Origin of the sequence: Leptotrichia hongkongensis (assembly GCF_007990635.1) — a bacterium.
GTDB classification, from domain to species: Bacteria; Fusobacteriota; Fusobacteriia; order Fusobacteriales; family Leptotrichiaceae; genus Leptotrichia; species Leptotrichia hongkongensis.
This window is the reverse complement of record NZ_AP019846.1, coordinates 1,370,228-1,392,893: the sequence shown is the minus strand read 5'-3', so window position 1 is coordinate 1,392,893 and position 22,666 is coordinate 1,370,228. Positions and strand designations below refer to the sequence as shown.

Here is a 22,666-nt window from a genome sequence, read left to right as displayed (position 1 = left end):
AGGAGATACAATGTCAAAAAAAGAATTTGTAGATGCTTATGCAAAAGCAACAGGAGAAACTAAAAAAAGAGCAGAAGAATTAGTTAACGCTTTTTTAGGAACAACAGAAGAATTTTTAGTAAAAGGTGAAACTATCCAATTTGTAGGTTGGGGAACTTTTGAAGTGAAAAAAAGAGCTGCTAGAGAAGGAAGAAATCCATCAACTGGTAAACCAATCAAAATAAAAGCTAAAAAAGTTGTAAAATTCAAAGTTGGAAAAAAATTAGCTGATAAAGTTGCTGGAACTAAGTAATAAAATATTTTATTTTTTATAAATTAAAGCTATCTTGAAGATTATTTATTTTTTCAAGATAGTTTTTTTTATATCATTTTATTTTGATTTATAGTTATTTTAATTATATTAAATCTAATTTTTACAGGGATATTATACTAAACTTCATTTAAATAATGAAATTATTATAAGTTTTTTCAATATAGGATAAAAATTCAACATTTCAAAACAATTAAAATATGATTTTTAGTCTAAATAAAGCGACGGAGCTTTTGTTTGTTCAACTACGACTGTCTGACGACTGAAAGGAGGAGTTTTGGAGTTGGGCAAATAAAAGTCGTAGTCTAGCCATAGGTGTTGCGTAGCAATCTTGCCATACATTTTGATTTTCAGGATAAATCTTTATTGCAAGATAAGGATTTGCGGCAATGAGCAATCCTACGAAAAGAAAAAATATAGTGATTAGTTTAATAATTATAAATTAGCTAAGAAATATCCCTGTTATAAAAATTTATTTCTATTTTCAAAAAGGGTTTAGTATAAAATGTTTAGAGAGAAAAAGCAAAAAATAAATCAAAAAAAATTGTTATAAAGGAAATAATAATATTGCTTTAAAGAGAAAAAAATGTTATTATTTCATAGTAGGAAAAAATATTATCTAAAATTCGTTGAAAGGATAATATTTTGTTAACTCAAAACTTTAAGAATATATTTGAAAATTATTTTGAATGTTTTGGGAAAATTTGTAGGATAGTAGGAAAGAGAGGAAAAATTGATGAAAAAATTATTGATTTTGATGAGTGCTTTGGCACTTATGATTTTGAGTTGTGGTAATTCTGGGAGTGGAAGTAAAAGTAGTGATGGAGCTGGTACAGGCTCTAAGAAGTATAGAATTGGAATTACACAGATTGCATCACATCCAGCACTTGACAGTGCAAGAGAAGGATTTAAGGATGCTTTTAAAGAGGCAGGGATTGAGGCTGATTTTGATGAGAAAAATGCCAATGGTGAAACAGCTAATGCAAATTTGATTGCTAATAACTTTGTTAGTTCAAAAGAAGACTTGATTTTTGCAATTGCGACAAATGCAGCTCAGCCAGCTTCACAGGCAACGAATGAAATACCAGTTGTATTTTCAGCGATTACAGATCCACAGGCTGCTGGGATTTTAAAGGATAATGTGACTGGTGTAAGTGATAGAATGGATGTAAAACAGCAAATAGAATTGTTATTAAAATTAAATCCAAATATAAAAAATCTTGGAGTAATTTATAATTCATCAGAGCAAAATTCAAAAATTCAAGTAGAAGATTTGAAAAAAGCGGCAAAAGAATTAGGAATCAATGTGGTTGAAAAAAGTATTGTTCAGGCAAATGAAATACCACAGGCAGCAGATAGCCTGGTAAGAGAAGCAGATGCAGTTTATTTGCCAACAGACAATCTTGTAGCATCAGTAGTAAGTCTGATTACAGAAAAAGCAACTACTGCTAAAAAAATAGTATTTGGCGGTGAAGCGGCCCATGTAAAAGGTGGTGCTTTGATTACACAAGGTGTTAGTTATTACGAAATAGGAAAAGAAGCTGGTAAAATGGCAATTGATATTTTGAAAAATGGCAAAAAGCCGAATGAAATTAAATTTAAGACTATGCCTCTTAATGAAATTGTAGTAAATGCAAAAACACTTGCAGCACTTGGAATTTCATTACCTGAAGATGTAAAATCCAAAGCTAAGCTGGTTCAATAAAATTTATAAAAAATAAATATGTTTAAGAAAGAAAGGAAAAAGAATGAAAAAAATACTGTTAATAATAATAAGTATGTTAATGCTGGCATGTGGAAACAGCAACGATACAGTGAGTGGAAATAAAGATTCACAATCATCAGAAAATAAACAAAGCTATAAAATCGGAATAACTCAATTTATGGAACATCCGTCACTTAACTTAACAAAGAAAGGATTTGAAGATGCATTCAAGGAAGCTGGAATAAATGCTGATTTTGATGAAAAGAATGCAAATGGGGAAGTAACAAATGCTAATCTTATTGCCACAAATTATAAAGCGGATAAAAAAGATTTAGTATTTGGTATTGCAACACCATCTGCACAAGCATTGGTAAACAATATTTCAGACATACCAGTGCTATTTTCAGCGGTAACTGATCCTGCAAGTGCAAAACTTTTGAATCCAAATGTAACAGGAACAAGTGATAAAGTCGAAAATGTAGCAGGACAACTAGATTTACTTTTAAAAATAAAACCTGATGTAAAAAAAGTTGGAGTTTTGTATAATCCATCAGAGCAAAATTCAGTTGTGCAAGTTCAAGAAATTCAAAAAGTTGCTAAGGAAAAAAATATAGAAGTTGTGTTGCAGGGAATAAGCAATTTTGGTGAACTGGCACAGGCTACTAAAAATTTATTGGGAGTAACTGATGCATTGTATTTACCAACAGATAATCTTGTTGTATCAGGGGCAAACTTTGTCGCTTCCGAAGCGATTGCAGCTAAAAAACCTGTAATTGCAAGTGAAAACTCTTCTGTAGAACTGGGAGCATTGTTCACAATGGGGCTTGACTACTACGCATTAGGAAAACGTACTGGAGAAATGGCAATCGAAATTCTTAAAGGAAAACCTATTTCTCAAATTCCTTTTGAAACTTCAAAACAAATGAAACTGTACGTAAACCAAAAAACAGCACAGGCATTAGGACTGGATATAAAAAATCCATTGTTTAATGGAGCTGAATTTGTAGGTAAATAAATAACAAATCAGAGAAAACAGAACAGAAAAGAAAGAGAGAAAAAAGTTAAATGAATGAATTATTAGTATTTTTACAAAGTCTTCCAGAGGCTTTTAAAACTGGATTTATATATTCGATAATGGTTATGGGAGTGTATTTGACTTATAAAATACTCGATTTTCCAGATATGTCGGTGGATGGGACATTTCCACTTGGAGGATTTGTATTTGCGGCATTTGCACTTTCTAAAAATGGTTTTTTTGGAATAACAAGTCCGATTATGGGACTGATTCTTGCGGTTATATGTGGAATGATTGCAGGATATGTGACAGGAGCCTTGCACGTTTATTTAAAAATTAACGGACTGCTTTCAGGAATTTTAGTAATGACGGGACTTTATAGTATAAATTCCAGAATTGTTGGAATGCCTAATGTATTTATATCGCCAGAAAGAAGTATTTATGAAATAATTTCTTATGAAAAGAACTTTATACCTTTTTCAATTATATTTGTAATTTTACTTGTATTGAAAGGGCTTTATGACTATAAAATTAAAGAAAATAAATATATGGTTAGAAGTCTTGCTGTTTATACTATTTTTGTAATTGGACTTATAATTTATGTTGCAAATACAAAAGATGTAAAACTTATGCTTACAATACTTATCGCATTTATTATAAAAATGATTATTGATTATATCTTGACATCAAAATTTGGATTTGCATTAAGAGCATTAGGTAATAATGAGCAGCTTGTAGTCAGTCTTGGGGTAAATGAAAAAAGGCTAAAAATATTTGGATTAATGCTGGCAAATGGAGTCGTGGCATTAGCAGGTGCATTATTTGCACAAAATATTAAAGTTGCAGATTTGCAGTCTGGAGTAGGAACAATTGTTATTGGTCTTGCGGCAATTATTTTAGGACTTGGAGTATTGAAAAAATCACAAGTAATAAACGAAATTTCCATTGTTACAATCGGCTCTTTAATGTATTATTTCATAATAAATCTAGCTCTAATGTCAAACAGCTGGACAAGAAATATGTATGAAGGACTTCATTTTAGTGATAATGTTATAAAGATACTGGAAGTTAAACCAACAGATGTAAAAGTTATAACAGCGATAATTCTTGCAGTAATTTTATGGAATGAATTAATTCAAAAAACTAAAAAAGGTAAGAAAAAAGTAAAATTAATTGAGAAGGGAGAGGCAAATTAATGATAGAGTTAAAAAATTTACATAAAACTTTCTTCTCTGAACTGGGAACAGAAAAACAAGTATTTAAAGGCTTGAATTTTACAATAAATGACGGGGATTTTATAACAATTATTGGAAGTAATGGTGCTGGAAAGTCTACACTTTTGAATGTATTAAATGGACAAATCATACCAGATGGAGGGAATGTTGTTTTAAACGGAAATGATATAACAAATGTAGAACAGCATAAAAGAGCAAAATGGATTTCACAAGTTTACCAAAATCCAACAATGGGAACAGCTCCATCAATGACAGTGCTGGAAAATTTGTCAATGGCTAAAAATAAAGGAAAGCGTTTTAACTTTACTTTTGGATTAGATGTAAAAAATATCGAATTTTATAAAAAACAATTGGCAAGTTTAGGACTTGGACTGGAAAATCAATTGTTTACACAGGTAGGACTTCTATCTGGTGGGCAAAGACAATGTTTATCATTAATAATGGCAACTCTAAATCGTCCAGATATATTACTGCTGGATGAGCATACAGCAGCACTTGATCCTCAGACTTCAGAAATAATTTTGGAAAAAACAAAGGAAATTATTGAAAAAAATAATATAACAAGTCTTATGATAACACATAATATGCAAGATGCTATAACTTATGGAAATAGACTTATTATGCTTCACGCGGGAGAGATAATTTTTGATATAAAGGGTGAAGAAAAGAAAAGATTGACAGTGGAAAAATTGCTTGAAATGTTTAAAACAAAAGATGCAAAGTTATCAGACAAAGATATCTTTTAAAATTTAACAATTTCAAAACATAACCTAAAAAAATTGATAATGGAAATTCAAAGATTTTGGGTTATGTTTTTTTTATTATTTTTAGAATAGTTTTGTATAAAAAATAAAAATATTTGTAATAATTCATAAAACTATCGAAAAACATTTATGATTTAAATAATTCAATAAAAAATATTTTTATATTCTTAAATTTGTTTTTTGTAAAAAATTTGGAGATAATACTATAAATACTTATTATTAAAAAAATATTTAGTTAAATTACATTATTATAGAGATAGTTATAAGTTAATATTTTATTGAAAAATCAGATTAATTTTAGAAATTTTAAACATAGAACTATTTTGAATATTTTTTAAAAACTATATATGAAGAATATTATAGTAAAACTAGTTTAAAACAGAACTCAAAAATTATAACTATTTCACTCAAAACCTAAATTATATAATTTCTAGCAGTTCAATTTTGAATGGGTTCGAGTATATATTTAAAAATAGTAAAAACATATGTAGGAATCTGGTTTTATATTTTTTAAAGTATGAAAATGAGAGAAAATAGGTTTATTTTTAATTTAAGAATTTTTGAAAAATGGAGTTTAGAAACATAAGAACAGAAATAAAAGGTAATTTAAAAAGATAAAAGATAAGAATTATGTGAATAGACTAAAATATTAGAATTATGAAAATGTTTTAAAAATTAATATAGAATTTGTAAAGAAGAATCCAGCTGTCAATAATAGACTGAAATTAATTAAAATAATTGAAATTGAGAAGTTTTTATTTATTAAATAGGAACTATATTTTTATTTTAATTGACTTGAAATTCAAATTAAAGGTTCTAACATCAATTTTGCAAAATCCAACTAAAACAATAGTTTTTCATAGGTGTATTTAAATTATAATTAATACAAATTTATGTAAAATATTTTTTTGTAAATACTATTGACATTTTTTTAAATTTGATATATTAAATGGGTGATAAAATTTCTAAGAGATTTTACTCATTTCCTTTGTACGAAGATATATTTTCGTGATATATCTTCATTTCTTAATATATAGAGAATTAGTTAAAATAACATAACTTTTCTGAATCAAATTCTTAATTTTTAGTTTTAACTAAGTATTATAAAAATCATAGTGCATAAAAAATATAAATGTTTAAAATAATCAATTAATTTAGAGTATAAAATTATTAAAGTTTTGAATCACTAAAATCACTAAAAATCACACTTTAAAAAAATACTTTTTGATATATTTAAAATTTATATTTTTTTAAATAAACTTTGAAATTATAATGCTAGTTCAAGCAAAAATTAGAAAAAATTGTTATCTCAGAGGAATAATTAAAGAGAAGTATCACAAAAAAAATTAAAAGGAGAACATGTTTATGACAAATAATCTTAGAAAAATTTCGCAAGAATTACGTACATTTGCGAAAAGAACAAAAGATTTTAAATATACTGATTCTGCGTTAATAACTTTCTTAATGACAGGTATGATTTTTACTGCAATGAATATATTTGGGGCAAGTGAAGATTCAGGTATTAAAAATCAAGTTACTCAAATAAATTCTTCAATAAATCAAATACGTACAGAATTTAAAAAAGCTAGAAAAGAAAATAATAAATTAGTAAAAGATACAACATTAGAATTAATACAATTAACAGAACAAGGAGACCATGTAGTTAAATCGCCTTGGAGCAGCTGGCAATATGGTATAAATTATTTCAATAATAATTGGAACGGAACTTATAAAGGTAGAGGAGACAAGAAAGAAAAATATCCTTATGAAGGAATACTTGAAAGAAGTACTGATCCTTATGAGAGATCTGTATCACCTGAAAGTAAAAATTATTCATTACTTAGCACAAGCAGCAATCCTCGTTCAGCTTCATCAAACAATAGACAGGGATTGTCAGGTTACGGTATAGCAAGTTTTAGAAAAGTAAATGAACCAATTGTAGCGTTTGAAGTAAGTGCAGGAATTAACCCAAGAGTATTTACAGCTCCAACAGTTACTCCGCTTTCAGCTACACAGCCTAACTTACCACGGGCTATAAACTTTACACCGGTAACGCCAGTTTTAGTGCCACCAACAGTGGATGCAATAACAATACCAACGATAACAGTTCCTGGAACTGGAAATGGTGATGATATGTATATTAGAAATGGGGCAAGCATGACTGCTTTAGCAGGAAGCCTTTCTAACTCAGACGTAGGGATGATTGGTCAGTACAGTACATCTGGTGGTACAATGAATGTAAATGTAAACAATGGTTCTACAATGGATATAAGTACTTCAGGAGTAACGTTTACAGGACATAAAGGTCCTAGCCATAATGGTGGAAGTACATATTCGACAGATTTAAACACGACTGGATATCCTGGTTATGCTGCAATGAAATTAGTAGGTGGTCACGAAATAAAAATAGACAATACAACTATTAATTTTAAAGGAACAGGAACAAACTATCAAAGATGGTTATTCCACACAGATGGTCATAATGATAATGGAAACTCTACTTGGAATATAGGAAGTGGATCAAATATTAATATAGATGGAACTAAATTGGTAATGTATACTTCTCAGTATCATGGTAGTGGAAATACAACAGTAGGGATGACAAACAGTGGTAATATAACTACATCAGCTACTGGAAGTGACAACTACATATGGATGACACTGGAAGCTGGAGCATGGCCTGCAACAAGGGTTATGGCTTTCGAAAATAAAGGTACTATCGCATTAAATGGTACAAATGACACTCTTGTCCTTTTAGGAGCAGAATATCAAAATACAGGAGGTTTCACATTTATAAATGATGGAACTCTTCAACTTAAAGGAGCAAATAATAAAGGAATACTAGTAAAATCTGGACATAATTATTTAAGTTCTGAGATATTATTAAATCAACCAATGGAAATCTCAGGAAACAATTCAGTTGGGGTAGGATTCTTAGGCTATGCAGAACTTGAAGGGGGAAAAGCATATAATGATGGTAAATCTGCAAACAATGCAGTTATTCCACTTCTTACTACTTCAAGAGAATCTGTATTAAATGTAGATTTGAAAGATAATGAAAAATCTACAGCATTATACTTTAATAATAATGGATCAACACCATTTGTTCTTAATAACTTTAACTTGACATCTACTAATGGTACAAAAAATACTTTAGTATATGTTGAAGATGGTGTAGTAAATCTTAATGCAACTACTGCTGGTAAGATTGAGATAAAAGACGGTAAAAATAATGTTGGAATTTATACAAAAGCTTCTGATGCTTTCACAAATAAAGGGACAATATCTATAGCTAATTCTGATAGTTCAGTAGGAATTTATGCAAAATCATCTGGTGCAGTAACTAATACAGGTGCAATAAAAGCTACAGGGAAATCAGTAAAAGCTATAGTTGCAGATGCTTCAACAATAACAAGTAGTGGTAAAGTAGATGTAACAGGTACAGCTTTAAGTGATAGTGATGGTGCAGTTGGATTAGTTGCAACAAATGGAGGAAGTTTAACTCAAACTGGTGGTGGAGACATAACAGTTGATGGAAGTGCTTCAATTGGTGCATTAGGTCAAAGTGGAGGTACTGTTGACATTACAGGTGGTACTATAAAAGCTACAGGAGGTGCATTTAATACATATGCACAAGGTGGTACAGTAAAATTAAATGGTACAACAATTAATACAGAACAAAAATCATTGGCATTCTATGCAGATAATACAGGTGGAACAGGGAAAATTAATTTCACAGGTGCAACTACTGCAAATATAGCAGGTGGTACTGATGCTAATACAAGAGGTACTGCGTTCTATTATAAAGGTAGTGGATATTCTCCATTTACAGCATCTGATATAGGAACTTGGGCGGCAAATACATTTAGTGGTACAATAAATAATTTAACACTTAATATGGCAAGCGGATCAAGATTATTCATAGCTTCTGATGTAGCTATGAACTTATCGGATACAGCAGGTAGTGGATTAGCAAGTTCTTTAGGAGCAAATATAGTAGGAAATGACTATAAAACATTTATGCTATATTTAAGTAAATTAGCATTAAACCAATCAATTGATTTAGATAATGCAAATGATGCATATAATCAATTAGAAATTTCAAATTCATCAATTGATAACAACAATAGTAACACAATAACAGGAACTCAAGCAGGACAAACTGCAATTGCACAAGAAAACTTAACAACTAACAGAAATGCCGTTACATTAAACAATGATGGTTCAATCAACCTTAGCGGTGCAAACTCAACAGGTATGTATGCTAAGTTTGGAGTTCTTAATAATAATGCAACAGGAACAATTACACTAGGAGATACATCAACAGGTCTTTATGGAGTAGGAGATAGTATCTTAACAAATACAGGAACAATTACAATGGGAAGTAATTCAACAGCTATGTACTCTGAAGGTTCAACAACTCAGGGTGTAACAAATGCGGGTACTATAACAAGTGCCGGAACAACTTCAGTAGGTGTTCTATTTAAACCAGCGGCAACTCTTGCAGCGGGTGCAGTTCTTGGAAATACTGGAAATATAACATTAGGAGATAGCAGTGTAGGTTTATATGGAGACAGTACAGCTACAAATTATACTACATCTAACTCAGGAAATATAACAGTAGGTCAAAATGGTATTGGTATGTTCGGATATGCTTCTGATGTATCAGGAGGAATAATTACAGTAGGAGATAAAGGTGTAGGTGTATATTCTCAAGGTGGAAATGTAAACCTTACTGGAGGAACAATTGCTACAGGAGCTTCTGAAGCAGTAGGTGTATATACAGTAGGAAATGGACAAACTATAACAAATAGTGGAACAACATTTAACTTAGGAAACTCATCAGTTGCAATTGCAAATTCAGGTACTGGAAATACAATTAATTCAACAGTAGCAAATGTTGGATTAGGAAATAACAATATTTATGTTTACTCAAATGATGCTGCAGGTACAGTTACTAACTCTACTAACTTGTCAGCAACAGGTAGTGGAAACTACGGTATTTACTCAGCAGGAACTGTAACAAATTCAGGTAATATGGACTTTGGAAACGGTATCGGAAATGTAGGTATCTATTCAATTGGTGGAGGTACAGCAACAAATACAGGTACAATCACAATTGGTGCTTCAGATGCAGCAACAAACGCATTTGGAATAGGTATGGCAGCAGGATACCAAAACAGTGACACTGGTAATGTTATAAATAACGGAACAATAAACGTAAATGGTGAATACAGTATCGGTATGTACGCAAGTGGAGCAGGAAGTACAGCAACAAATGGAGGAAACATAGTACTAAATGCAAATAATACAACAGGTATTTATGCTGATAACGGAGCAACTGTAACAAATACAGGTAATATTTCAACAGCTTCAGGAAACTATTCAAAAGTTGTTGGTGTGTACTTAGGAAGAGGATCAACACTTAATAATACAGGTTCTATTAATATAGATGGAGCAAGTGGAGTTGGAGTATACTTAAAAGGTGGAACAATTGCTAACTACGGTAATATAACAGTAAATGGAAGTAGTAACCAAGCCGATACTGTGCAAGAATTCACTACACCTCCAACAGGTAAAGCAGTAGGTGGAGCAGCAATAGACGCACCTGCAGGAGCTCAAACTGCAACAGTAACAATAAATGGAGTGCAACAAACACCGGTTGTAGTAAATACATTTGCTACAAATCCAATTGATGTATCAGCATCAAGCATTGGTCTTTATGTAAATACATCAGGAAAAGACTTCACAAATTCAATTAATGGATTAGGAAACTTAACTCAAGAAGCTGATTTGATTATTGGTACAGAAGCAACAGAAATGACAAATAGTAAATCAATTTTAATAAACGATCCTAGAATCTTAGATCCATATAACAATGCAATTAGAACAAGTGGAGTTGCTAACTGGAATATTTATTCTGGAGGATTAAACTGGCTTGCAACACCAACATTGAATCCAAATGATGGAACAATGACAAGTATTTATATGGTTAAAATACCATATACAGCTTGGGCTGGAAGAGAAGAAACACCAATAAACAGTTCTGATACTTACAACTTCTTAGATGGATTGGAACAAAGATACGGTGTTGAAAATCTTGGAACAAGAGAAAGAACATTATTTAGTAAATTAAATAGCATTGGAAAAAATGAAGCTGCATTATTCTATCAAGCAGCAGATGAAATGATGGGACACCAATACGGAAACCTTCAACAAAGAATTAACTCTACAGGAAACTTGCTGGATAAAGAGTTGAATCACCTTCAAAGAGACTGGAGAAATCCATCTAAACAAAATAACAAAATCAAAGTATTTGGTATGAGAGATGAATATAGCACAGATACTGCAGGAATTATTGACTATACAAGTAATGTTACTGGAGTAGCTTATGTTCACGAAGATGAAAAAATTAAGATGGGTAACTCTGATGGATGGTATGCAGGGGTTGTAAATAACAGATTTAAATTCAAAGATATTGGTAAATCAAAAGAAAATCAAACTATGATTAAATTAGGGGTATTCAAAAAGATGTCACCTAGCAGCGATCATAACGGATCATTACAATGGACAATTGGTGGAGACGTGTTTGCAGGTATAAACGAAATGAAACGTAGATACCTTGTTGTAGACGAAATATTCGAAGCTAAATCTAACTACAATTCTTATGGAGCAGCGTTGAAAACAGATTTAGGATACGACATAAGATTAAGCGAAAGAACACATTTCCGTCCTTACGGAGCATTGAAAATGGAATATGGAAGATTCAACAACATCAAGGAAGACAGAGGGGAAATGAGACTAGAAGTTAAAGGAAATGATTACTTCTCTGTTAAGCCTGAAGTAGGAATGGAATTCAAATTTGTTCAACCATTAGCAGTAAGAACTAACTTATCAGTAGGATTGACTGCAGCTTATGAGAATGAACTAGGAAAAGTTGGAGATGTAAATAACAAAGGAAGAGTTAGATATACTACAGCAGACTGGTTTGGAATCAGAGGAGAAAAAGACGATAGAAAAGGAAACGGTAAGTTTGACTTGAATATCGGAGTGGACAACACAAGATTCGGAGTAACAGTAAATGGAGGATATGATACTAAAGGTAAGAACGTAAGAGCTGGAATAGGATTCAGAGCTATTTACTAGAACGAAGATAAAATGTAGAATAAAAAAGAGAGGACAGTAGAACTTAGGTTTTGCTGTTCTTTTTTTGATAAAAAAAAGGTATAATATTTATAAGGATAAAAATATAGATAATTCATTTAAAATTGAAGTCAAAATATGTAAAAATCGTTGTAGTTGTTAAAAAACACAATAATCTTTTATTTTTATTTTAAATAGAAAGTGTTGCATATTTTTTAGGAGGGATATTATGAAAAAAGTATTCATAGGAGTAAATATAATTTTATTGTGGATCACGATTTGGCATTTTTATAGATTTCCAATAACTGAAAATATGAGTTTGTCTCTGCACAATAAAAAAATTTATAGAAGGCTGATATTTAATACAATTGATTCGCTTGTTAAAGATAAAAATGACTTATTATTTAATATTAATTTTGGCGGGGAAGAGCAGGATGATGTAGGAAGAGCGTATGTGAAAGGATTGATGAAAAAAGGAGATGTGTGGATAGGATATGTTTACTCTTTTGATGAAATTATAAAAGAAAGTCCAGCTTATGCTAGCAATCCACCAAATGGAGATGAATTGGTAGTGGAAGAATACGTAAATAAACATTCAGGATATTTTTATGTAACTTCAAATGAGACTAAATATCATTTAACAAAAGAAGAAGTAATGAGAAAATTTAATTTAAAAGTATTAAGTTTAAAAAATCCTAAATTTTTTGTAGATAAATTTGGGACGGATAGAGAATTGTCAAATTGGCATAAATATACTTATGAACTGCCACAAAGTAAATTAAAGGATAAGAAAGATATAAAAAACGCAAAGAATATTGAAAAAAGAATAAAGAGAAGAAGAATTTTATGGTTAGTTATATTAATTCTTTGCTTAAAATTACAGGTATCATTTTTAGTAAAAGATAAAAAGGAGACGATACATAATGATTAATTTTATTGAAATAACAAATGAACTTTTTAAAAATAGCTTTGTAAATAAATTAACTGTAGAAGTTGTTTCTCTTAGATTGCTGCTGGCAGTTATTTTTGGTGGAATTGTTGGATATACACGTGAAAAAGATAATAAACCTGCAGGATTTAGAACGCATATATTGGTATGTTTTGGAGCGGCGGTTATTTCTATGGTACAGGATCAGTTGAGACTTAATATTCTGGAACTTGCCAGAGTAAATTTAAAATTATCTGGGGTTATAAAAACAGACTTGGGAAGGCTAGGTGCTCAAGTTGTAAGTGGGATAGGATTTTTAGGTGCAGGAAGTATAATGAAAGAAAAAGGGGAAACTGTTGGAGGTATGACAACTGCTGCTGGAATATGGGCAACAGGCTGTGCAGGACTTGGAATAGGATGGGGATTTTATAATTTAGCAATTCCAGCAATAGTATTTATGCTTGTAATAATAGTGATATTTAAAAAATTTGAACCTAAAATTGTAAAAAAAATAAAAGTTTTAAAATTTGAAGTAAAATTCATGGAAAATCAAAATTATGCCAAAGGGCTTTTGGCAACATACGAAGTATTTAATCAGAAATTGATAAAAATAACACAAATAGATAAAAATCAACCTGAGAATACAGTAATTTTTACTGTAAATATGGATGAAAAAATTGATATTTCTGATGTAATTGTATCACTTTCAGCGATTAAGACTGTGGAAGTTGTGAAAGAGAACTATAACTAAAAAAGGAGCCTTTGATGCTCCTAAATTTTTTATTTATCTCGATAATGTGAACCACATTGCCATATTTCTAATGTATTATAGTAAAACTTATTTAAAACCAAACTCAAAAGCTATGACTATTTACTCAAACCATAAATTTATATAATTTTAGCAGTTTAATTTAAAATAGGTTTGAGCATATTTACAATTTTAAAAACAATTAGGTTTGCTGTATCAATTCTGACACTCCAATATCCAGCAAGATTTCCCGATAATTGTTCAGGTTTCTGTACAATGATATCTATATCTTTAATTAGATTTTTTTTTATAATTTTTTTGTCTTGAGTTTGCCAATAGAGATATTCTTCCTATATCTCATCAGACCATACTTTTTTCACTATTCCACCTCAATTAATTCGTGTTCTTTTAATGTAGTTTTTCCCTCTTTTACATTTTGGATTGATTGATTTAGACGTTCCAAATTTTGTTTGCTATACAAAAAGTTTAGATAATTAGAAATTTGGCTCTGATTTTTATATTATTATAAATTTTAAAAAATATTTTATATTTTCTAAATACCGTAATTACAGTCTTTGTTGAGTATATTATAAATTTTTTGAAAAAATTTAAAAAAATTTTCAAAAAAGAGTTGACAAAACTATTAAATAGTGATATATTATATCTGTTAGCAATCATATAAGAAGAGTGCTAATAAATAAAAATAATTTAAACTAAAAAAAGAAGGTGATGTGTATGGAACAGAACTTTACGCAAAAAAGTATTGAGGCTATTTCAGAGGCTAATAACTTTGCGATTAGATATAGACATTCTGATATAAAGGTGGAACATTTGTTGCTTGCACTTGTGGGGCAGATGGATGGATTGATTCCTAGCGTGCTTAAGAAAATGGGAATTGATACGACTGATATGATTAGGAAAATTGAAAGCAAACTGGAAAGTTTTCCTAAGATTGAAGGCGGAAATAGTGAGCCAAGAGCGAATAGTGAATTAAATAGAGTTCTCGTTGGAGCAAGAGATATTGCAAAGAAAATGGGAGACAGCTATATTAGTACAGAACATTTGTTTTTGGCAAGTTATGATAATAACAGCTTTTTAAAAGATTATGGAATAAATAAGAAACAGTTTGAAACTGTACTTGAAAATGTAAGAGGAGGTAGAAAAGTTATGACAGATAATCCAGAAAGTACATATGAAGCATTAGATAAATTTGGAAAAGATCTTGTTGAACTGGCTCGAAAAGGTAAACTTGATCCAATTATTGGAAGAGATAATGAAATCCGACGGGCTATACAGATTTTATCAAGAAGAAATAAAAATAATCCGATTCTGATTGGTGAGCCTGGAGTTGGGAAAACAGCTATTGCAGAAGGGATTGCACAAAGAATACTAAAGGGCGATGTGCCTGAAAATTTGAAGGATAAGACAATTTTCTCGCTTGACATGGGTGCCTTGGTTGCAGGGGCGAAATATCGTGGGGAATTTGAGGAAAGATTAAAAGCGGTATTGGAAGAAATTGAAAAAAGTGAAGGAAGAATAATTCTTTTCATTGATGAAGTACATAATATTGTGGGAGCAGGAAAAACAGAGGGATCTATGGATGCTGGAAACCTTTTGAAGCCAATGCTTGCACGTGGGGAAATAAAGGTTATCGGAGCTACTACAATTGACGAATATAGAAAATATATTGAAAAGGATGCGGCACTTGAGCGTAGATTTCAGCCTGTAATGGTAGATGAGCCGACTGTGGAAGATACAATTTCAATCTTACGTGGATTGAAAGAAAAATTTGAGATTTTCCATGGAATCAGAATTACGGATAATGCGATAGTTACAGCGGCTACAATGAGTGACAGATATATAAATGACAGGTTTTTGCCAGATAAAGCGATTGACTTGATTGATGAGGCAGCTGCGAAAGTTAAGACTGAAATTAATTCAATGCCGACAGAATTGGATGAAGTGACAAGACGTGTTATGCAGCTTGAAATTGAAAAAGTGGCACTTGAGAAGGAAAAAGATCAGGCTTCTAAAGATAGACTTGTTACATTGGAAAAAGAATTGGCAGAACTTAACGAGAAAAAAGCCGCATTTAAGGCACAATGGGAAAGTGAAAAGCAGGAAGTTGAAAAAATTCAAAATATTAATACAGAAATTGAGAAAATTAAACTTCAAATTGCTGATGCACAAAGAAAAAATGACTATAACAAACTGGCTGAACTGCAATACGGTAAACTGCCAGAACTAGAAAAACAAAGAGCAGATGAAGAAGAAAAAGCCAAAAATCAAAATCCAAGTGCAAATAAATTATTAAAACAGGAAATTGACAGTGAAGAAATAGCAGAAATTGTTGGAAAATGGACTGGAATACCAGTTTCAAAATTATTACAGGGAGAACGTGAAAAAATCTTACATCTTGCAGAACAAATGATGAAAAGAGTAATCGGACAAGATGAAGCGATTACATCAATAAGTGATACAATAATCCGTTCACGTGCTGGATTAAAAGATCCAAACCGTCCAATCGGTTCATTCATCTTCTTAGGACCAACAGGAGTAGGTAAGACTTATTTGACAAAAACTCTTGCATTTAACCTGTTTGACGATGAAAGTAATATTATTAGAATTGATATGAGTGAATACATGGATAAATTCAGTACCACAAGATTAATCGGAGCACCTCCAGGGTATGTAGGATATGAAGAAGGTGGGCAATTGACAGAAGCTGTAAGAAGAAAACCTTATTCAGTAATCTTATTTGACGAAATCGAAAAGGCTCATCCAGATGTATTTAATATTCTGTTGCAACTACTTGATGATGGAAGGCTTACAGATGGAAAAGGAAAAGTTGTAGACTTTAAGAATACAATTATCATTATGACTTCAAATATTGGAAGTGAAATCATATTGGAAGATCCGCAAGTTTCAGAGTCTACAAAAGAAGCTGTGTTAAACGAAATGAAACATAGATTCAAGCCAGAATTCTTAAACAGAATTGATGATATTATCGTATTTAAAGCATTAGGAAAAGAAAGTGTGAAAAATATTATTTCACTTATTCTTGATGAAATAAACGATAAATTAAAGGAACAATATATAAAAATTGAATTTACAGACAAAGCTCTAGATTATATTGTAAACGAGGCTTATGACCCAGCTTATGGAGCAAGACCTCTAAAACGTTTTGTTCAAAAAGATATAGAAACTAACTTATCAAAAATGATTTTGAGCAACGAAGTACCTGAAAATAGTACAGTTGTGCTAGATAGCGATGGGGAAAAATTAATTTATAATGTAAAGAAATAGATTGATGTTTGTACAGCGGAATCAAAAAATAATTTTTTAGAAGGAAGCACCAAAAATGGTGTTTCTTTTGTTTAATACTAAAATTTATTTAAATTATAAACTTTTTTTAAAAATTTATGTCAATGAAAAAATTTTGTGAAATAAAAAGAAAAACATAGTAATACAAAAAAATATTTATTTATAAAAATATCTAAAAATAATTTAGTTGAATGATTATAAATTATTTATCAAACAATTTTATTATAGAAACTTATTCGTATTTTTAAATGGAGTTTAATATTAAATGGTAAAGAGTATTGATTAGAGCAAAATTAAAGTGAAGATATTTCAAAAATTTGGAAAAAGCAATAAAATATGGTAAAATGTAATGAAAAACAAAAATAACAAAATATAAATAATAAAATACTTAATTTAGATTTAATAATTTGGAAGGTGGCTTAAAATATGGATTTTACAAAAGTCAAAGAAAATGAGGAAAAAGCAATTTTAGAAAAAAAAGAAATTGTTGAAAAGGATTTTTGGCGACAAAAATATCATATTCAAGGAATTGTGGGGTTAATCAACGATCCAAACGGATTTTCACAGTTTAAAGGAAAATATCATATGTTTTATCAATGGAATCCATTAGGAACCGATCATAAAAATAAGACATGGGCTCATAGTGTAAGTGATGACTTGCTACATTGGAAAAGGCTAAAAACGGCTTTGCGACCTAATACCAGGTATTCTAAGGATGGCGTTTATTCTGGGAGTGCGATTGTAGATGATGAAAAACTTTATTTGTTTTATACAGGAAATGTGAAAGATTCTGATGGAAATAGGGAATCTTACCAATGCTTAGCAGTTTCAAGTGACGGAGAAAATTTTGAGAGATGGGAGCCAAGCATTGTAAATCAGCCTGACGGATACACTCGACATATAAGAGATCCAAAAATTTGGAAAAAAGATGGGAAATTTTATGCGGTAATTGGTATTCAAAGTGAAGATTTGGAAGGAAAAGCAGTTTTATACAGTTCAGAAAATATAAAAGACTGGAAATTTGAAGGGGAAATTGCAGGAGCAAATCATGGAAAAATTAAAGACTTTGGATTTATGTGGGAATGTCCTGATTACTTTCAGTTAAAAGATGAAAAGACAGGAGAAATAAAGGATTTATTGGTCTTTTCACCGCAAGGATTAGAGCCAGAAGGAGATTTATACAACAATAAATATCAGACAGGATATTTATTTGGAAAATTAGATTATAAAAACCCTGAATTTGAAATCTCATCAAACTTTGTGGAAATTGACAGAGGGAATGACTTTTATGCACCACAGTCAATGGAAGATGATAAAGGAAGAAGGCTTATTGTAGGCTGGATGGGAATTCCAGAAGAAGAAGATTTTCCAACTGTAAAAAATAAATGGCTTCACTGCCTAACTTTACCAAGAGAACTTAAAGTAATAGATGGAAAACTTTATCAAGTGCCTATAAATGAAATGGAAAGTATCCGTGGAGAAAAAATTGAGTTTAGTGGAAAAGTTACTGGAGAAGTGAAAGTTGGAACAGGAGTAACTTATGAATTAAAAGCTAAATTTACTGATTTTAATTCTGATTTTGGATTAAAATTGCGAACTGGTAAAAATAGTGAAACAGTTTTAAAATTTGACTATAATGATAAAAAATTCGTATTGGATAGAACAAAGGGAGAACAGCCTGATAAAAGATTAAGAAAAGTCTATTTAGGAGATATTTCGGAGCTGGAACTTACTATATTTGTTGATAATTCTTCTGTGGAAGTGTTTATTAACGGCGGACAGGAAGTATTTTCTTCACGAATATTCCCTGAAAAAAATGCAGATGGAATAAGTGTATTTGCAGATAAGGATGTAAATGTGGAAATAGAAAAATGGGAATGGAAATAAAGTTATGGCGAAAGAAACACATAAATGTGTTTAGTCGTTTTTATTCCAAAAAAAATCACGACATTTTAATTTTAGTGCAACAGATTCTTAAATAAATATCAAGCAAAATTTCGTTAAAGAAAAAATAACTGTTTGAGATTTTGGAATATATTTTAAATTACGTTCAGTTATTAATGTTAAAATAATCTTTTTTCAAAATCGAGTTTTATCTTTTCTTTATAAGAAAGTTTTGCGTAAAGCGGGTGTGCAGAGGTATGGCGTCTGATACCTCTGCGTAAAAACTAATATAAATATAAAATAAATTTAGATTGTTTAAAAATATTTATAAAAAATATTGTTATAAATTGTTTAATAAATTAGAAGGGAAGAAATTGGTAGAGAAAAATAGAAATAATATAAAATTAGACATAGTAAATTTACTGGATGAGATTCAGAATGGAAAATACAGTAATATCCAGTTGAATTACTATTTTTCTAAAAATAATTATACAAAAAAAGAAAAAATGTTTATTACAAATGTAATAAATATTGTGATAAAAAATTTGATTTATATTGATTATCTGATAGGGAAAAGTGTTAGAAATGTGAAAAAACGCAAAATAAAGCAACTTTTGAGAATTTCGGTTGCTCAATTATTTTTCATGGAATCGGATAATGTGGGAGTTATTTTTGAGGCTGGGGAAATTGCAAAAATTTTGAATGCACATCAAGCTGGATTTGTGAATGCAACTTTGCAGACGATTTTGAAAAATAAAGAAAAATTTGATGAGGAAATTCCAAAAGATAACAGGGAAAGTATTGTTTTGTCATATCCGCAATGGTTTGTGAATAAGATGAAAATTGATTATCCTAATGATTATTTGGAAATGCTTAAATCTTATAAAAAAAGAAGTTATTTGTCAGTTAGATTTGATAAGAATAAAATTACGAGTGAGAAATTTCAGGAATTGCTGAAAAATATTAAGACAGATGTCTTATTTTCTGTTGGGGAAGTTTATTATTTATCAAATGCGAATATTTTTGATACGGAAATTTATAAGAATGGGGATGTTGTGATTCAGGATGCATCGTCTTATCTGGCTGTGAGAAATTTAGGCGTGGAAGATGGAGAAACTGTACTTGATGCCTGCTCTGCTCCTGGTGGAAAATCCCTTGCGATTTTACAGCTGTTTAATCCGAAAAAACTGATTTCCACTGATATTCACGAGCATAAAGTGAAATTATTGAATGAACTTAAAAGTAAATATGGTTACAGCAATTTTGAAGTGAACTTAAATGATGCTACACAAATTGAGAATTTAGATACAATGTTTGACAAGATACTTTTGGATATGCCCTGCAGCGGACTTGGAGTTCTTCGGAAAAAGCCTGAAAAAATATATGATTTGACAGCAAATGATATAAAAAATTTAAAGAAACTTCAGAAAAAAATATTTGAAAGTGCATATAAATCTTTGAAAAATGGTGGAGAAATAGTTTACAGCACTTGTACATTTTCTAAAAATGAGAATACTAATAATATTCAGTATTTTCTCGAAAAATATGAGGATTTGGAAATTATGGAAGTAGAGATTCCTGAAAATATTGACAATATAAGAGATGAATTTGGGGGAATTTATATTTCATATAAAAATAAATATTTAGATGGGTTTTATATTGCAAAATTAAGAAAAAAATAAAAAATTTTTGAGTATAGTAAACTAAAAATGAAATTAAATTTTTTAGAGCTAGTTTATAAAATAGAAATAAATTTGGAAACGAAATATTCTATAAAAGTACCGAAAAAATAATTGAAAGGACATATTTGGAATGCGATTTGATTTGGATGATGATGTAAAATTCATATTGGAACAACTGAATAAAAACGGAACAGGATTTCTTGTTGGTGGAGCAGTTAGAGATAAAATTCTAAATAAGGATCCCGGTGATTATGATTTCGCAACTGATATAGGTTATTCAGAATTAAAAAGAATCTTTGCAGATTATAGCCCAAAAGAAATGGGAGCCCATTTTGGGATTCTTATGATAAATGTCAATGGAAAAAGTTATGAAATAGCAAAATTTCGTAAAGAAACAGGAGTTTACAACAGCAGATACCCAAAGGAAATAAAATTTGTAAAAACAATTGAAGAAGATCTAGCAAGACGTGATTTTACAATAAATTCACTTGCTTACAGCAAACAAACTGGAATAGTTGATTTGTATGGCGGAAGGCAGGATATTAGAAGGAAAGTTATAAGATTTGTAGGAAAACCTAAGTTAAGGATAGAAGAGGATGCACTTAGAATTTTGAGGGCCTTTAGATTTGTTTCAAAGTTAGGATTTAATTTGGATAAAAAAACATCAGAAGCTATTTATAAAAAAAGGAAATTTTTGTCAAAAATATCTAAAGAGAGAATTTTTGACGAATTAAGTAAAATTTTAATGGGGAAGTATTCAAAAAAAGCTTTTATCGAAATGAAAAAATTACGAGTTTTAGAAATAATAATTCCAGAATTTCGTTATACCTATAATTTTAATCAGAATAATCCCAATCATACTGATGACTTGTTTAACCACATTATAAAAGTTATTCATCTTTGTGATTACGATTTGATAACGAGATTTGCCGCACTTTTTCACGATTTAGGAAAAATAAATGTTAAAATTATTGATGCAAAAGGTATTTTTCATTTTTATGGACATGAAAAGGAAAGTGCATTAATCGCGGAAGAAGAGTTGAGAGAGCTTAAAGCTTCTAATGATTTTACAAATTCAGTAAAAAAAATTGTAAGAAATCATATGTTAATTTATCAGGACGTTTCAGATAAGACATTGAAAAAGCTGATTATAGAAATGGAAGAAAAAAATTTGAAAAGACTTTTCAATTTATTTTATGCAGATTTAAATTCTAAAGGAATTAGCAGAAAAAAAGAAAATGAAAAGATTTTGCAAAATTTTTGGGATAAAATTGAAAATATAAAAAAACAGGGGAAAATACCACAGTTTAATGATTTGGATATAACTGGAATTGATTTGATTAATCTTAAATTTAGCAATCGCGAAATTGGAGAAGTCAAAAATAAACTGTATGAACTTGTGTTAGGGGATGAAATTGAGAATGAAAAGGAAGCGTTGTTAAAATATATTGTAAAGTATTATAACCTGAATGATAAATTTGAGTATGAAAATTCGTGCGGTGCAATTGTATTTAATGAAAATACTGAGAAAATTTTGCTTGTGAAAATGCACAATGGTAACTGGGGATTTCCAAAAGGGCATATCGAAAACAATGAAACAAAGGAAGAAACAGCAATTCGTGAAGTTCAGGAAGAAACAAATGTAAATATAAAAATTATTCCAAATTTTGAACGTGAAATAAAGTATATTCCAAATGAAAAAACTATTAAGAAAGTTACGATTTTTGCAGGAATTACACAAGATGAAGATGTCAAGATTGATACTTTTGAAATTGAGGCTTTTCAGTGGTGTACTTATGAAGAAGCATTAAAGCTAGTTACTTATAAATTACAGAAGGATGTACTGGAAAAGGCAAGAAAAGTATTTGTAAAGTCGAAGACAGGTTAGAGTTTAGAAAAATAAATGTATGAGGAAAATAAAGTAAAAA

12 protein-coding genes and 1 pseudogene are annotated in these 22,666 nt (G+C 30.2%); 12 read left to right on the top strand and 1 reads right to left on the bottom strand.

Going from position 1 to position 22,666, the window contains the following annotated elements; all coding sequences use genetic code 11:
- Positions 1-10 precede the first annotated feature (10 nt).
- The 8 genes from FVE75_RS06640 (at position 11) to FVE75_RS06605 (ending at position 13,851) form a co-directional block, all read left to right on the top strand.
- Entirely contained in the window at positions 11-292 is a 282-nt protein-coding gene (locus FVE75_RS06640; RefSeq protein ID WP_147005781.1) for an HU family DNA-binding protein, read from the top strand.
- Between the two features lie 754 nt (positions 293-1,046).
- The gene (locus tag FVE75_RS06635) at positions 1,047-2,015 is read left to right on the top strand and encodes an ABC transporter substrate-binding protein (RefSeq protein WP_147005780.1); all 969 of its coding nucleotides are present in this window, start codon (positions 1,047-1,049) and stop codon (positions 2,013-2,015) included.
- A gap of 43 nt (positions 2,016-2,058) precedes the next feature.
- On the top strand, positions 2,059-3,030 hold the full coding sequence (locus tag FVE75_RS06630) for an ABC transporter substrate-binding protein (protein WP_147005779.1): 972 nt from the start codon (positions 2,059-2,061) through the stop codon (positions 3,028-3,030).
- A 50-nt stretch (positions 3,031-3,080) separates the two neighbouring features.
- Complete coding sequence (locus FVE75_RS06625) at positions 3,081-4,226, top strand: ABC transporter permease (protein ID WP_147005778.1); 1,146 nt, start codon at positions 3,081-3,083, stop codon at positions 4,224-4,226.
- A complete protein-coding gene (locus FVE75_RS06620; protein ID WP_147005777.1) occupies positions 4,226-5,011 on the top strand; it encodes an ABC transporter ATP-binding protein in 786 nt (261 codons plus the stop codon). Before FVE75_RS06625 ends, FVE75_RS06620 begins: the two co-directional genes overlap by 1 nt.
- A 1,383-nt stretch (positions 5,012-6,394) precedes the next feature.
- Positions 6,395-12,175, top strand: coding sequence for an autotransporter-associated N-terminal domain-containing protein (locus FVE75_RS06615; protein WP_147005776.1), 5,781 nt, complete (start codon positions 6,395-6,397; stop codon positions 12,173-12,175).
- 226 nt (positions 12,176-12,401) lie between these two features.
- Positions 12,402-13,103 (top strand): hypothetical protein, encoded by a 702-nt coding sequence (locus FVE75_RS06610; RefSeq protein WP_147005775.1) that lies wholly within the window; start codon positions 12,402-12,404, stop codon positions 13,101-13,103.
- Positions 13,096-13,851: an MgtC/SapB family protein gene (locus tag FVE75_RS06605; protein WP_147005774.1), complete on the top strand. Its 756-nt coding sequence runs from the start codon at positions 13,096-13,098 to the stop codon at positions 13,849-13,851. Before FVE75_RS06610 ends, FVE75_RS06605 begins: the two co-directional genes overlap by 8 nt.
- 155 nt (positions 13,852-14,006) lie before the next feature.
- On the opposite strand, the pseudogene FVE75_RS06600 reads toward FVE75_RS06605, so the two are convergent.
- Positions 14,007-14,186: pseudogene (locus FVE75_RS06600) on the bottom strand (type II toxin-antitoxin system YoeB family toxin); the annotation flags it as partial.
- A gap of 397 nt (positions 14,187-14,583) precedes the next feature.
- Between FVE75_RS06600 and clpB the strand changes: the two are divergent.
- The 4 genes from clpB (at position 14,584) to FVE75_RS06580 (ending at position 22,626) form a co-directional block, all read left to right on the top strand.
- Positions 14,584-17,154 (top strand): ATP-dependent chaperone ClpB, encoded by a 2,571-nt coding sequence (gene clpB / locus FVE75_RS06595; protein ID WP_147005773.1) that lies wholly within the window; start codon positions 14,584-14,586, stop codon positions 17,152-17,154.
- A gap of 444 nt (positions 17,155-17,598) precedes the next feature.
- The gene (locus tag FVE75_RS06590; protein ID WP_147005772.1) at positions 17,599-19,059 is read left to right on the top strand and encodes a glycoside hydrolase family 32 protein; all 1,461 of its coding nucleotides are present in this window, start codon (positions 17,599-17,601) and stop codon (positions 19,057-19,059) included.
- 371 nt (positions 19,060-19,430) lie between these two features.
- Positions 19,431-20,738, top strand: a complete 1,308-nt coding sequence (rsmB, locus tag FVE75_RS06585; RefSeq protein WP_147005771.1) for a 16S rRNA (cytosine(967)-C(5))-methyltransferase RsmB — start codon at positions 19,431-19,433, stop codon at positions 20,736-20,738.
- A 130-nt stretch (positions 20,739-20,868) separates the two neighbouring features.
- A complete protein-coding gene (locus FVE75_RS06580; RefSeq protein ID WP_147005770.1) occupies positions 20,869-22,626 on the top strand; it encodes an NUDIX domain-containing protein in 1,758 nt (585 codons plus the stop codon).
- Positions 22,627-22,666 lie beyond the last annotated feature (40 nt).